Origin of the sequence: Pseudomonas sp. S34 (assembly GCF_009866745.1) — a bacterium.
Classification (GTDB): Bacteria; Pseudomonadota; Gammaproteobacteria; order Pseudomonadales; family Pseudomonadaceae; genus Aquipseudomonas; species Aquipseudomonas jessenii.
In genome coordinates, this window is the sequence record NZ_CP019398.1 from 1083071 (window position 1) to 1097326 (window position 14256).

General features: G+C 54.8%; 13 protein-coding genes and 1 tRNA gene. 9 read left to right on the forward strand and 5 right to left on the reverse strand.

The window, feature by feature from the left end; translation table 11 throughout:
• The first annotated feature begins 178 nt into the window (after positions 1 to 178).
• Complete coding sequence (locus PspS34_RS04665) at positions 179 to 2470, forward strand: GGDEF domain-containing protein (RefSeq protein ID WP_159389525.1); 2292 nt, start codon at positions 179 to 181, stop codon at positions 2468 to 2470.
• 550 nt (positions 2471 to 3020) lie between these two features.
• Here the strand turns inward: PspS34_RS04665 and PspS34_RS04670 are convergent.
• From PspS34_RS04670 to PspS34_RS04685, 4 genes are all read right to left on the reverse strand, one after another.
• A complete protein-coding gene (locus PspS34_RS04670; RefSeq protein WP_154861678.1) occupies positions 3021 to 3827 on the reverse strand; it encodes a hypothetical protein in 807 nt (268 codons plus the stop codon).
• Positions 3824 to 4213, reverse strand: a complete 390-nt coding sequence (locus PspS34_RS04675; protein ID WP_154861680.1) for a hypothetical protein — start codon at positions 4211 to 4213, stop codon at positions 3824 to 3826. The genes PspS34_RS04670 and PspS34_RS04675 overlap by 4 nt, the downstream gene beginning before the upstream one ends.
• Before the next feature lie 330 nt (positions 4214 to 4543).
• The gene (locus tag PspS34_RS04680) at positions 4544 to 4873 is read right to left on the reverse strand and encodes a hypothetical protein (protein ID WP_154861682.1); all 330 of its coding nucleotides are present in this window, start codon (positions 4871 to 4873) and stop codon (positions 4544 to 4546) included.
• Positions 4874 to 5055: 182 nt separating this feature from the next.
• Positions 5056 to 5140: transfer RNA gene (locus PspS34_RS04685), tRNA-Leu, on the reverse strand.
• 107 nt (positions 5141 to 5247) lie between these two features.
• Between PspS34_RS04685 and queA the strand changes: the two genes are divergently transcribed.
• The 6 genes from queA to PspS34_RS04715 all read left to right on the forward strand — a co-directional run bounded on the left by queA (position 5248) and on the right by PspS34_RS04715 (position 11348).
• Positions 5248 to 6312 (forward strand): tRNA preQ1(34) S-adenosylmethionine ribosyltransferase-isomerase QueA, encoded by a 1065-nt coding sequence (gene queA, locus PspS34_RS04690; protein WP_150718723.1) that lies wholly within the window; start codon positions 5248 to 5250, stop codon positions 6310 to 6312.
• Positions 6313 to 6326: 14 nt separating this feature from the next.
• On the forward strand, positions 6327 to 7442 hold the full coding sequence (gene tgt / locus PspS34_RS04695) for a tRNA guanosine(34) transglycosylase Tgt (RefSeq protein ID WP_162130301.1): 1116 nt from the start codon (positions 6327 to 6329) through the stop codon (positions 7440 to 7442).
• 43 nt (positions 7443 to 7485) lie between these two features.
• Positions 7486 to 7821 carry a preprotein translocase subunit YajC gene (gene yajC, locus PspS34_RS04700; RefSeq protein ID WP_007956696.1) on the forward strand — a complete coding sequence of 112 codons (336 nt, stop codon included), beginning with the start codon at positions 7486 to 7488 and terminating at the stop codon, positions 7819 to 7821.
• A gap of 64 nt (positions 7822 to 7885) precedes the next feature.
• Positions 7886 to 9754, forward strand: a complete 1869-nt coding sequence (gene secD / locus PspS34_RS04705) for a protein translocase subunit SecD (protein WP_154861685.1) — start codon at positions 7886 to 7888, stop codon at positions 9752 to 9754.
• Between the two features lie 9 nt (positions 9755 to 9763).
• Positions 9764 to 10678 carry a protein translocase subunit SecF gene (secF, locus tag PspS34_RS04710; RefSeq protein ID WP_154861686.1) on the forward strand — a complete coding sequence of 305 codons (915 nt, stop codon included), beginning with the start codon at positions 9764 to 9766 and terminating at the stop codon, positions 10676 to 10678.
• Positions 10679 to 10799: 121 nt separating this feature from the next.
• Positions 10800 to 11348, forward strand: coding sequence for a glycine zipper 2TM domain-containing protein (locus PspS34_RS04715; RefSeq protein WP_057716304.1), 549 nt, complete (start codon positions 10800 to 10802; stop codon positions 11346 to 11348).
• Positions 11349 to 11603: 255 nt separating this feature from the next.
• Here the strand turns inward: PspS34_RS04715 and suhB are convergent, their stop codons facing one another.
• Entirely contained in the window at positions 11604 to 12422 is an 819-nt protein-coding gene (gene suhB, locus PspS34_RS04720; protein ID WP_008053258.1) for an inositol-phosphate phosphatase, read from the reverse strand.
• Between the two features lie 146 nt (positions 12423 to 12568).
• Here suhB and trmJ point away from each other — a divergent pair, with 146 nt between their 5' ends.
• Both trmJ and cysE read left to right on the forward strand, forming a co-directional pair.
• On the forward strand, positions 12569 to 13339 hold the full coding sequence (gene trmJ, locus PspS34_RS04725; RefSeq protein ID WP_008053257.1) for a tRNA (cytosine(32)/uridine(32)-2'-O)-methyltransferase TrmJ: 771 nt from the start codon (positions 12569 to 12571) through the stop codon (positions 13337 to 13339).
• A gap of 2 nt (positions 13340 to 13341) precedes the next feature.
• A complete protein-coding gene (gene cysE, locus PspS34_RS04730) occupies positions 13342 to 14118 on the forward strand; it encodes a serine O-acetyltransferase (RefSeq protein ID WP_102670196.1) in 777 nt (258 codons plus the stop codon).
• The last annotated feature ends 138 nt before the right edge of the window (positions 14119 to 14256 follow it).

A 14256-nucleotide genomic window follows, 5' to 3' on the forward strand; every position in this document is an offset into this window, starting at 1 on the left:
AACTGCTAGTGTCATGATGTTGTTCTACTTATCGCCTGTGAGCGCTTTAGGAATAAGGTGGAAAAAAATACTGGGCCGCATCTGATTGTAAGCAAGAAATCGTAATTGAATAGCATGCTTTGAAATCGAAGCGATATAATTTTTGGCGCTACATATCACGATCAAGAGGTGGTTGGAATTGAAGTTGGAGAAGCTGAACTACTTAGAGGCGGCCTTAAAAGAAGAGTTTGGTCGTGAGGGTGTCGAGGTTTTAATTCATTATTTTTTTGACTCGAAATGGTTTGAACTTGATGGGGCGGAGGAGTTGGATCCTGGTGTTTTAGTTGAGTTGGTAGGAGCCTCTCTATCTAATGTTACGTATCATGCGTCAAAAAGTCTAACGGCTAGGCTGTTTTTTGAAGACTTAAAGATAGTGGTTTCGTTGGTTTTTGCTAAGGTTCCCCGAAGCGCAAAAAAGAATGAGTGCCGTCCTAAGATAGAAAAAATAAAGGAAAGTTCTTTTAATGCGTATCGAGTATCCCATAACCCATTAACATTCCTCCTTGCGAAGGATTCCTTTAAGACGAAATTATTGGATTCGATAAAGCATTTTGATGGGGATCAATCAGAGGATGCCGAAACGCAAGATCTCGAGTCCCCAAAGTCGTTGGCGGTGCTTGCCTTAGATATTGACTTTTTTAAGCAGGTAAACGATACGTGGGGGCATCTATATGGAGATCAAGTTCTAAAGATTTTTGGGCGGCGGTTGGATGATGCTGCAAGTAAAATTTGTAAAGAATCACGAGGGGATGTATCCATATTTGTTGGGCATCCATCAGGTGAGGAGTTTTTGATTTTAATTGAATCTTTTGCGTTACGTGAAAAAGTTGAAGAATGGGCAAACGAATTTAAAAATCAGATATCTGAGGAGGTTCTTCCTTCAGAGAAAGAGTGGATATGGCTGAGCAGCAATGAAGACCTCTCCGCGCTCTCTCCTCCCCCTATACAAGATAGAACCATAACAACGAGTATAGGGGTTGCTTTATACGCTCCAGGTGTGGACGGCTCCACTGCAGCTATAGATCCAGTCTCAAGTTTGCTTGAAGCAGCGGATACTGCACTATATCGAGCAAAAGCTGCGGGAAGAAATCAGGTAATATTCTACGATAATATACTTTCTAATTGTGGTAGGGTGATAGAGTTAGATCTGAATACAAAAGTCGTAGCGATCGACATAGGTTCTAATGTAGGGGTTGGGATGGGGCAGGAGTTTAAAGTCTTTCCGCCTGCCTTCACGGGAAAATCTAAGTTTTATGTTAATGATGGTCGCACAACCCGTACTCTTGGGTTTTACCCGCGAGTTGAAAGTGCGAGAGTTACCGTTTTTAACTCGCAGCCTGAGCTTTCATTCGCGTTTATCTCTTCTGGCAACGAAGCAACGGTGAATATTGAAGCGGGTTCTCACTTGGAGGCCATCCCAGCCGGAAGTATTGGGCATCTACTACCTAGTTCATCCAAGTATTATCCATCCAGTGATGTGTTGCAGAAGAATAACATTGAATCCTTGCGTGAGTTTATTCAACATAATGCTGGAGGTGGGGGTAGGCCATTTGCGGTGGTTGTAAGGTTTTCTCGTGATGGTGCTTATTTGAAGAAATATGGTACTGCCGCACTAAATATTGCTCTAGCGAGGTTGTATAGTGAGGCGCGAATTAAGTTCAACGCAGCGAAAACAATTGAGGTCCTTGATCGAAGCTCTGTTGGTATTGCGGGAGGGGAAGACGCCTATATTGAAAATTTGGTAAGTGATTTGGTAAGTCAAATTTCTTCTGAGTTTCTAGAATTAGGGGTCGTTGCTGGTGTATTTTGTGCTGCCGATATAGAAGAAAATCTCAAACCAAGTAATGCTATTGAGTTTGCACGATTTGCTGCGTCTGATCATGGTCGAAAGGCGGAGTCGAGAGTGCGTCACTTCGGATATCGTACTGCGAAGGAAGTGTTGCTGTCGCTGCGCCAAGCTGGCTCTTTTGAAGTGGCTCTCACGGACTTTGAGCGTTTAAGGAGCTTGGGAGTTGAAAATGCTGAAATATTCAACCTTGGTGGGTTAATTAACGGTGCTCTAGGATTTAGGCAGGAGGCGCTGATTTGTTATCAAACTGCAATTGATATGGTGCCAAAGCAATACATATATAAGACAAATTTCGCGTCTGTGGCCTATCAGTTGGGTGAGGTTGAAGTACCCCTGAAAATGCTTAACGCATTGCCGTTGAGAACAGTAGACATAATGTTGACGGGGCATCCAAATGGTTACAGTACATATGCTTGCCTTCTTGCGAAGGCGAAAATTGCAGAGTCATCACTTTTCGATTCGGAGAGGTTTGCCCTCATGGCTCCTCTGGCCCTCGAAATTCCAGTAACCAAAGCATCAAAGGCTCGAACGAGCGTAATTCAGCAGGCGTTGTCGCTCAGTAGCTTGGATGGCGTATCATAATTGGTCTAAAGTGTGGCAATTTTTTATTTTAGGAGGGGAATGATTCTGCATAGATGCGCTTGCAAAATACTATATTTATTTTGCATCGCATCTCTAAATGTTTTATAGATCACTGATCGAAAAATCTGTTGCCTGGCTATATTCAATGTCATGTTATCCAATGGTAGAAAAGTTGGTCGAAAAATGGGAAATATTTATTATTGATTGATCCAAAAAATGTAGCCGTCCACATTTGGTGTCCCATTTTGTTCAGCGAGTCCATTCCCTTCCAGCCAACGTTGCTCAACGAGTCGTTTTTACACAGCGTCGATCGTTGTCTGCCTGTCGCGACAGGCAGATAACGACCAGAATCAGGCGTTCGGTCCTGCCCCAGAAGTAGAAGCGGTAATTTCTATATCGAAAACAAGCTCCGAGCTGAGCGACTCCTTAGGCATCCTCGTTGTGCTCTTTTCAAGCCTAGTCAGCTCTAGGCGCATGAAAAGTGAAGTCAAAAGTCAGCCACGCAGACTGGCATTGTACGAATCTGAAGGCCGGTCAGCTGATTATCTAACTAGACAAGCAAACCTTGCCACTCATTGTTCAGCGAGAAGCGGAGCCAGACCTTTTCATTGGCTTTTACATAAAATCCGGTCCATGAGTTTTCTATGTCGAATTCAATTTTGATATTGTCTCTCGCACTAACAAGCAGGCCGCGGAAGTCGCCGCCGGCCTCAAATAAAATATCTATTTTATCATTCACTCTTACTAGGTAAGCAAGCTGCTTGAGCCCAGTGTCGTACAAGTATGGGCCTCCGTAACTTTTGTTGATTCGTGGATTGAGTGATGAATTTAGTCTTGGATTTATTGCTGAGTTTAACTTTGGGTTGATGGCGGAGTTCAACTTATAATTCAATGCTGAGTTTAGTTTTGGATTAATTGCTGGGTTTAGTCTCGGGCTGATGGCTGAATTCAGCTTTGGGTTGATCGCGGAATTAAGTCTGGGATTGATTGCGGAATTTAAGTTTGGGTTAATGGCCGAGTTTAGCTTGGGGTTGAATGCGCTATTCGTGCGAGGGTTGTTGCTTGCAAAAAAAGTAGCTGCTTTAGCTGGCTGGGAAATGGAGGCTACATCTAGGAGCAATAGAAAATCACCTTCCGAGTCGGTGCCTACGGTGAAAAATATTCTGCCAGCGTCAGTGTCAAGCTTTGCGCTGTAGATGTCTTCATCAAGAATAGCAATATTATAATTGTCGCTCGAGACAAAGGTTGTCATGTCGGTATTTTCAGCTTCAGAGATGAAGTTGGAAAGTTTGCCTATAGCATCCTTGCTCAGTGTTGCCAGTTTCTGGCTGAAATCCGGGCTGACCAAGACTTTCATTTAAGCACCTTTTTTAATTCTTCCATCGCCTGCTCCAGTTGGCCTACATTGCCGGAGCGGATGAGTTCTTTGTAGCGGTCCGCCGCCTCTGGTAAGCACTTACTTCGTACGTAGGCGACACAGTAGTCTGTATCAAGAAAGCGTGAGATTTCGCGCTCGTGTAGATATATCGCCCTATTGTAAAAATATGTGCACAGCCCAAAGAATAAGAGGCCATAGAAGCTGTTCGCTTTGTAAAAGAGCGCCCAAACAATTATGGAGTTTTGAGTGATCTCAGTAACAAAAACCCCTGATAGTACCCCCGCCAAGAGAGGAAGCACGAAAGCGAATACAGTCTTCCAGCCTGGCGACTCAAGAACGCGATCCTTCAAATCTTTCAGTTTCATTCAGGCCCCATAAAAGCCGTTATGTTGAGCCGATAAGTATGCTGGCTGAATTGAGTCAAAGAGATCCTGCTATTTTAGGCGACGAGGCGGGCACTGCTCGCAATAACAGAATGAACACCGCTCATACCCGCAGGAACGCTACGGGATCGGTGGCTATCTGTCTACCGCAGCCGTTGTCCTGCCGGATGGGAGCAATTCCTAAGTTGATCGTTGATCGCGCAGTGACGCACGACCGGAAAATGCGGAAAATGGGATGGATTGATTATTGGATCTGGAGGTAGCGTCGATTCGACTAATCAGCGTTCCCGCTTTTTTGGCCGCCACCACCATTCACTGAATGTCTTTCAGATAATCCTTGAGCGCAACGAGAGGGGAATCAAGCTGCTCCATCGTCTGAACACTGGCAAAACCAGCCACCAACCGCTGCAATTCCCGCCCCAACGGCTTATCCACACCCCCAATGGCCTCCAGCGCCAAGCCCACACACTCATCCACCTTCACCTGAATCCCCTCAACATCCCCCCGCCGCACTAGCAACTCAAACACATCCCGCTGGTAATCCCCCATCACTAGATCGTCACGCAAAATCGGGCTTGAATCTTCCGATTCATAAGCCAGCTTGAGGGAGAAGAGGGCGACGGTTTCCAGGTGCAATTCCATGGGGGGAATCCTTGTGAAATGTTCTTCCGGCGAGAAGGGCAGAAGAGAAGCAAGATCAAAAGATCGCAGCCTTCGGCAGCTCCTACAGGTCAGCGCGTTGTCAGGGCGTTTGTCGGTGGGGTGTCAGGTGCTTTTCTACAGACGAAAAAAAAGGCCTTGCAAAGCAAGACCTTTCTTAATTTTGGTGCCCCGAGGGAGACTCGAACTCCCACTCCTTTCGAAAACGGATTTTGAATCCGCCGCGTCTACCAATTCCGCCATCAGGGCTCAATGGCGGCGAAGTATAGAGATGAGATAACCGCTGGTCAATCAGGTACATGGAGAATTTTTGATAATTCCGCTAGACTTCCCGGCCCTGCTAGACGAACCCCATCATGCGCGTTGCTGACTTTACCTTCGAGCTCCCTGATTCGCTGATCGCCCGCCATCCGCTGGCCGAGCGGCGCAATAGTCGCCTGTTGACCCTGGATGGGGTCAGCGGCGCCCTGGCACACCGTCAATTCACTGATTTGCTGGAGCATTTGCGCCCCGGCGACTTGATGGTGTTCAACAATACCCGGGTGATTCCGGCGCGGCTGTTTGGCCAGAAGGCTTCCGGCGGCAAGCTGGAAATCCTGGTGGAGCGGGTGCTCGACAGTCATCGCGTGCTGGCCCATGTGCGCTCCAGCAAGTCGCCCAAGCCTGGGTCGAAGATCCTGATCGATGGCGGTGGCGAGGCCGAGATGCTGGCGCGGCACGATGCGTTGTTCGAGCTGGGGTTCGCTGAGGAGGTGTTGCCGCTGCTCGACCGCGTCGGGCACATGCCGCTGCCTCCTTATATAGACCGCCCGGATGAGGGCGCCGACCGCGAGCGTTACCAGACCGTCTACGCCGAGCGTTTGGGCGCGGTGGCGGCGCCGACGGCGGGGCTGCATTTCGATCAGGTGCTGATGGAGGCGATTGCCGCCAAGGGCGTCGAGACTGCCTTCGTGACCTTGCACGTTGGCGCCGGCACTTTCCAGCCGGTGCGGGTGGAGAAGCTCGAAGACCACCACATGCACACAGAATGGCTGGAAGTCGGCCAGGACGTGGTCGATGCCGTTGCCGCCTGTCGCGCTCGCGGTGGTCGTGTGGTGGCCGTGGGGACCACCAGCGTGCGTTCCCTGGAAAGCGCCGCTCGCGATGGCGTGCTCAAGCCGTTCAGCGGCGACACCGACATTTTCATCTACCCGGGCCGGCCGTTTCATGTGGTCGATGCCCTGGTCACCAACTTCCATTTGCCTGAATCCACGCTGTTGATGCTGGTTTCGGCGTTCGCCGGTTATCCCGAGACCATGGCTGCCTACAAGGCCGCGGTCGACAACGGTTACCGCTTTTTCAGCTACGGTGATGCGATGTTCATCACGCGTAATCCTGCGCCGACTGCCCCTAAAGAATCGGGCCCAGAGGAAACTGTATGAGTCGCACCTGTCGTATGTCTTTCGAGCTGCTGGCCACTGATGGCAAGGCTCGTCGCGGTCGTTTGACCTTCCCGCGCGGTACCGTCGAGACCCCGGCCTTCATGCCGGTGGGCACCTACGGCACGGTCAAGGGCATGCTGCCACGGGATATCGAGGCGACTGGCGCTGAAATCATTCTGGGCAACACTTTCCACCTGTGGCTGCGCCCGGGCACGGAAGTGATCAAGAAGCACGGCGACCTGCACGATTTCATGCAGTGGAAAGGCCCGATTCTGACCGACTCCGGCGGTTTCCAGGTGTTCAGCCTGGGCGCCATGCGCAAGATCAAGGAGGAGGGCGTGACCTTCGCTTCTCCGGTCGACGGCGCCAAGGTGTTCATGGGGCCGGAAGAGTCGATGCAGGTCCAGCGTGATCTGGGCTCCGACATCGTGATGATTTTCGACGAATGCACGCCGTACCCGGCCGACGAAGACGTTGCCCGAATTTCCATGGAATTGTCCCTGCGTTGGGCCAAGCGTTCGAAAGAAGCCCATGGCGACAACACGGCGGCGCTGTTCGGTATCGTTCAGGGCGGCATGCACCAGGACCTGCGCATGCGCTCCCTGGAAGGCCTGGACAAGATCGGCTTCGACGGCCTGGCCATCGGCGGTCTGTCGGTGGGCGAGCCCAAGCACGAGATGATCAAGGTGCTGGATTACCTGCCGGGCATGATGCCGGCTGACAAACCTCGTTACCTTATGGGCGTTGGCAAACCGGAAGACTTGGTTGAGGGTGTGCGCCGCGGTGTGGACATGTTCGATTGCGTGATGCCAACCCGTAATGCCCGCAATGGGCATCTGTTCATTGATACCGGCGTGCTGAAGATCCGTAACGCGTTCCATCGCCATGATGATTCGCCGCTCGATCCGACCTGCGATTGCTATACCTGCCAGAACTTCTCCCGCGCTTATCTGCATCACCTGGACAAGTGCGGCGAAATGCTGGGAAGCATGCTCAATACCATCCATAACTTGCGCCATTATCAAGTGCTTATGGCTGGTTTGCGCGAGGCTATTCAACAGGGTACATTGGCCGCCTTTGTCGATGCCTTCTACGCCAAACGCGGGTTGCCTGTTCCGCCTTTGGACTGAGTTTACTGACCCCAAGATTCAACATTTGCAACTGGAGTGCTAAATGAGCTTTTTTATCTCTAATGCCATGGCAGACGCTGCTGCACCTGCGGCAGCCCCTATGGGCGGCGGTTTCGAGTGGATTTTCCTGGTCGGCTTCCTGGTCATCTTCTACCTGATGATCTGGCGTCCACAGGCCAAACGCGCCAAAGAGCAGAAAAACCTGCTGAGCAGCCTGCAGAAAGGCGACGAAGTTGTGACCACCGGCGGCATCGCCGGCAAGATCACTAAAGTGGCCGACGATTTCGTCGTTCTGGAAGTTTCCGACACCGTCGAAATGAAGTTCCAGAAAGGCGCCATCGCCGCCACGCTGCCAAAAGGCACGCTCAAAGCGATCTAAGTTTCAACTTCATTTTCAATCGACGGGGCGCGCAAGGCGCCCCGCGTCATAAACGGGCGGCGTGATGCTGAACAAATATCCTCTGTGGAAATACATTCTGATCCTGGCGGTGCTGGCGGTCGGTCTGATTTATTCCGCTCCCAATCTTTATCCTGATGACCCGGCCATTCAGGTCAGCGGTGCAAGCACTGCACTGCAAGTCAATCAGGCTGATCTGGATCGCGTGAGCGCTGCGCTCAAGGAATCCGGGATCAACGTCAAGGCTGCCACGCTGGCAGAGGGCGGCAAGGGCGGTCTGATTCGCCTGACCAAGGCTGAAGACCAGCTGCCGGCCAAGGACGTCGTGCGCAAGGCATTGGGTGATGACTACGTCGTCGCGCTGAACCTGGCACAAACCACCCCGCAATGGCTGCGCAACCTCGCTGCGCACCCGATGAAGCTGGGTCTGGACTTGTCCGGTGGTGTGCACTTCCTGCTGGAAGTGGACATGGACAAAGCCCTCGACGCGCGCCTGAAAGTCTACGAAGGCGACGTCAAGAGCCTGCTGCGTAAAGAGAAGCTGCGCTATCGCAGTCTGCCGCAACTGGGCGGTGCCATTCAGCTGGGCTTCACTGATGAAGCAGCCCGCGAACAGGCCCGTACGCTGATCCGCAAGAACTTCAACGATTTCGACATTGTTCCGGCCGACCTCAACGGTCAACCGGTGCTGCGTCTGGCGATGACCCCGGCCAAGCTGGCGGAAATCCGTGAATACTCCATCAAGCAGAACTTGACCACGGTACGTAACCGCGTCAACGAGCTGGGTGTTGCCGAACCGATCGTCCAGCGTCAGGGCGCCAACCGCATCGTGGTTGAGCTGCCGGGCGTGCAGGACACTGCCGAAGCCAAGCGTATCCTCGGCAAGACGGCCAACCTCGAGTTCCGTCTGGCGGCTGAGCCGGGTGCTTCGAAAGCCAATTCCGAATCCTTCGAGTTCCGTGAGGGCAACCGTCCTCCTGCGCTGATCGAGCGTGGCCTGATCATCACCGGTGACCAGGTAACCGACGCCAAGGCTGGCTTCGACGAGCACGGCAGGCCAGAAGTGAATATCCGTCTGGATGGCCACGGCGGCGAGCTGATGAGCCGTGCGACCCGTTCGAACGTCGGTCGCAGCATGGCGGTGATCTTCATCGAGCAGCGTCCGGTCACCACTTACACCAAGCAGGTGGTCAACGGCGTCGAGAAAGACGTGCCGGTTCAGACCTTCAAGGAAGAGAAGAAGATCATCAGCCTGGCGACCATTCAGTCGCCGCTGGGTGCTCAGTTCCGCATCACTGGCCTGAACGGCCAGGGCGAGTCGTCCGAACTGGCGCTGCTGCTGCGTGCCGGTGGTCTGGCCGCTCCGATGTACTTCGCTGAAGAACGCACCATCGGTCCAAGCCTGGGTGCCGACAACATCACCAAGGGTATCGATGCATCGCTGTGGGGCATGCTGTTCGTCTCGCTGTTCATCATCGCCATCTACCGCTTCTTCGGCATCATCGCCACTGTCGCGCTGACGGTGAACATGGTGATGCTGCTGGCCTTGATGTCTCTGCTGGGTGCAACGCTGACCCTGCCGGGTATCGCCGGTATCGTGTTGACCATGGGTATGGCGGTCGACGCCAACGTGCTGATCTTCTCGCGGATCCGTGAAGAGATCGCCGCCGGCATGACCGTGCAGCGTGCAATCAACGAAGGCTTCGGCCGGGCATTCACCGCGATTCTCGACGCCAACCTGACAACACTGTTGGTCGGCGGCATCCTCTTTGCCATGGGCACCGGCCCGGTCAAGGGCTTCGCAGTGACCATGTCCCTCGGGATCTTTACCTCGATGTTCACGGCCATCATGGTGACCCGCGCGATGGTCAACCTGATCTTCGGCGGTCGTGACTTCAAGAAGTTGTGGATTTAAGGGGCTGCCATGTTACGTACAATCAACTTCATGGGCGTTCGCAACTTTGCGTTCGGCGTCACATTGTTCCTTACGGTGCTGGCCTTGTTCAGCGTCGCCACCAAGGGCATGAACTGGGGCCTGGACTTCACCGGCGGTACGCTCATCGAGCTGACCTACGAGCGTCCGGCCGACGTCACCCAGGTGCGTGAGCAGCTGGTGACCGCGGGTTATCACGAAGCCATCGTGCAGAACTTCGGTGCAACCACCGACCTGCTGGTGCGCATGCCAGGCGAAGACCCGCAACTGGGTCACCAGGTGGCCGAAGCCTTGCAGAAGGTGGGCGGCGAGAACCCGGCGACGGTCAAGCGCGTCGAGTTCGTCGGCCCACAGGTGGGTGAAGAGCTGCGCGACCAGGGCGGCCTCGGCATGCTGATGGCGCTGGGCGGCATCCTGATCTACCTGGCGTTCCGCTTTCAGTGGAAGTTTGCGGTCGGTGCGATCGTGTCCCTGATCCACGACGTGATCGTGACCATCGGTATCCTGTCGTTCTTCCAGATCACCTTCGACCTGACGGTGCTGGCGGCGGTGCTGGCGATCATCGGTTACTCGCTCAACGACACCATCGTGGTATTCGACCGGGTTCGTGAGAACTTCCGGGTACTGCGCAAGGCCAGCCTGATCGAGAACATCAACATCTCGACCACGCAAACCCTGCTGCGGACCATGGCGACTTCGATTTCCACCTTGCTGGCGATCGCGGCCCTGCTGTTCTTCGGTGGCGACAACCTGTTCGGCTTCTCCATCGCCCTGTTCATCGGTGTTCTGGCGGGTACTTACTCGTCGATCTACATCGCGAACGTGGTGCTGATCTGGCTGAACCTGAGCACGGAAGACCTGATTCCTCCGGCCAATACCGAGAAGGAAGTCGACGACCGTCCTTGAAGGAAGCTTCTTTCAGCGATGTAGTCCGAAAAAGGCGCGAGTTGAACTCGCGCCTTTTTTTGTGCTCCAAGGCAGGGAGAAGCGCGGGTTTATCCCGCATGTGATGGTCCAGGAGGTTCATGTGAACAAGTCGATGCTGGTTGGTGCTGTACTGGGTGCTGTCGGTGTGACTGCCGGGGGTGCTGTGGCCACCTACAGCCTGGTTAAAAGCGGCCCGGAGTTCGCACAAGTACTCGCCGTTGAGCCGGTCAAGACACAAATCAAGACTCCACGTGAAGTGTGCAAGGATGTAGCGGTCACCCGGCAGGCGCCGGTGAAAGATCAACATCAGATCGCCGGTACGGTGGTCGGTGCATTGGCAGGTGGTTTGCTGGGTAACCAGATCGGTGGCGGCAGCGGTAAGAAGATCGCCACGGTCGCAGGTGCTGTCGGTGGCGGTTACGCCGGTAACAAGGTGCAGGAAGGCATGCAGGAGCGTGACACCTACACCACCACCCAGACCCGCTGTAACACGGTTAACGACATCAGTGACAAGGTTGTAGGTTACGACGTGCGTTATTCGCTGGACGGCAAGGAAGGCAAGGTGCGCATGGATCGTGATCCGGGGAACCAGATCCCTGTGGATAAAGAGGGCAAGTTGATCTTGTCGGAGAATCAGACGGCTCACTGATCTGCTGACGCGGGATTAAAAAAGAAGCACCCTGCGGGGTGCTTTTTTTGTGCCCGCGATCTATGCGCCACCGCAATCCCTTGTGGGAGCGGGCTTGCTCGCGAAGGCGGTGTGTCAGTCGCCATCTCAATTGACTGACACGGCCTCTTCGCGAGCAAGCCCGCTCCCACATTTGGATTTGCGGTGTTTGAGGGGGGGGCAAATTCCAGGCATAAAAAAAGCACCCCGAAGGGTGCTTTTTCTGTCGCTGGAAGCTTAGCGCTTCAGCGAGGCTGGCAGGTGCGGCTGGATGGCCGTCAGGACTGCCTTGAAGCACTTGGTGTTACCAGCAACGACGTGGCCTTTTTCAAGGAAGTCGTGACCGCCGGTGAAGTCGCTCACCAGGCCGCCAGCTTCCTGGATCAGCAGGGCGCCTGCTGCCATGTCCCACTCGGACAGGCCCGACTCCCAGAAGGCGTCGAAGCGGCCGGCGGCCACGTAGGCCAGGTCCAGGCTTGCAGAGCCGGCGCGGCGGATGCCGGCGGTCTGGCCAACCAGGGCGCGGAACATGCCCAGGTAGTTGTCGAGGTTGTCCATCTGGTCGTCACGGAACGGGAAACCGGTACCCAGCAGGGCGCCGTCGAGGCTGGTGCGACCGCTGACGCGCAGGCGACGACCGTTCAGTTGAGCGCCGCGACCACGGCTGGCGGTGAATTCTTCCTGGCGAACCGGGTCCAGAACAACAGCATGCTCAAGACGACCGCGGTATTTGCAGGCGATGCTGACAGCGAAGTGAGGAATGCCGCGCAGGAAGTTGGTGGTGCCGTCCAGCGGATCGATGATCCACAGGTACTCTTCGCCTTCGATGCCGGTGCCGGCGTGCATGCCGGTCTCTTCACCCAGGATCGAGTGATTCGGGTACGCCTTGCGCAGGGCGTCGATGATTTTCTGTTCGGCGGCGCGATCCACCTCGGATACGTAATCCTTGGCGTCTTTTTCGTCGACCTTGATGGTATCCAGGCGCTCGATGGAGCGGAAGATCAATTCACTGGCGCTGCGGGCGGCGCGCAGCGCGATATTCAGCATGGGCTGCATGGATGTGTCACCTAAGGTTGTTAAAGAAAGCCGGGCATTCTATCAGAAAGTTTCTACAGGAGAAGGACGACGTTCGCTTTCATGGCTTAACGGTAGGTTCAGCTGTAAGATTCGGCTCCCGATTATTGTGTTCGAGAGCGCCTCCCTTGCTGCAAAACATTCGTGTCGTCCTGGTCAATACCAGCCATCCGGGCAATATCGGCGGGGCTGCGCGTGCCATGAAGAACATGGGGCTGTCGCGGCTGGTGCTGGTCGAGCCTCGTGTGTTCCCGCATCACGAGGCCGATGCCCGTGCCTCCGGTGCCGGGGACATCCTTGAAAACGCGCAAGTCGTCGCCACCTTGGAAGATGCCTTGGTCGGCTGCAACCTGGTGCTTGGTACCAGTGCTCGCGACCGGCGCATTCCCTGGCCGCTGCTCGATCCCCGCGAATGCGGAACGAAGGTGGTCGAGGAAGCGGGGCAGGGTGCGGAAATCGCTCTGGTGTTCGGTCGTGAAGATTCCGGCCTGACCAACGAAGAGCTGCAGCGATGTCATTATCACGTGCACATTCCATCAGACCCTGAGTTCAGTTCGCTGAACCTTGGGGCGGCGGTGCAGGTGTTGGGTTATGAAGTGCGCATGTCCTGGCTGGCGGCCCAAGGTCAGCCGAGCAAGGTCGAGAAGGAAGAAGTGGCCTCGGTCAAAAGCGCTGAGCTGGCGACCATGGACGAACTGGAGCGATTCTATGAGCACCTGGAGCAGACCCTGGTGGCCATCGAATTCCTCGATCCGGAAAAGCCACGGCACTTGATGGCGCGCCTGCGCCGGTTGTACGGACGCAGCTCGGTCAGCCGGGCGGAAATGAATATTTTGCGTGGCATCCTCACGGAAACCCAAAAAGCGGCCCGTGGTGAGCTCCTTAAGCGGAAGGATTAATGATGTTCGAGCGTTTGCGTGAAGATATCCAGAGCGTATTCCACCGAGACCCGGCGGCGCGTAACGCTTTTGAAGTCCTGACTTGCTATCCGGGCATGCACGCCATCTGGATCCACCGTTTGTCGGCGATGCTGTGGCGCGCGGACCTGAAATGGCTGGCGCGGCTGGTGTCGAACTTCGGCCGCTGGTTGACCGGGATCGAGATCCATCCGGGGGCCAAGGTCGGTCGTCGTTTTTTCATTGACCATGGCATGGGCATCGTCATCGGTGAAACCGCCGAGATCGGCGATGACGTCACTATTTATCAGGGCGTGACCCTGGGCGGCACCAGCTGGAACAAGGGCAAGCGTCACCCGACGCTGGGTGATGGCGTCGTGGTCGGGGCGGGCGCGAAGGTGCTCGGCCCGTTCACGGTTGGTGCCGGTGCCAAGGTGGGTTCCAACGCTGTCGTGACCAAGGAAGTGCCGCCGGGTGCCACTGTGGTGGGCATTCCGGGGCGGATCATCGTCAAGTCCGATGTCGAGCAGGACGCCAAGCGCAAGGCCATGGCCGAGAAGATCGGTTTTGATGCCTACGGCCTCAGCGAAGACATGCCTGACCCGGTGGCGCGTGCCATTGGTCAGCTGCTCGATCACCTGCAGGCGGTCGATGGTCGTCTGGAGGGGATGTGCGGGGCGTTGAAGGATCTGGGCAGCAATTACTGTGCGAAAGATCTGCCTGAGCTGCGCGAAGAAGATTTCGCCTGTGTGAAGGACAAGGATCAGAGTCAGGCCAGCTAAACCGAGTCGAGCTCATCGCGAGCAAGCTCGCTCCCACAGGTGATCAAGTTGTACAGGCTGACGCGGTCCAGTGTGGGAGCGAGCTTGCTCGCGATGAACGATAACGCGGTACTGCTGGCTGTATATGGCCGGCCTTTG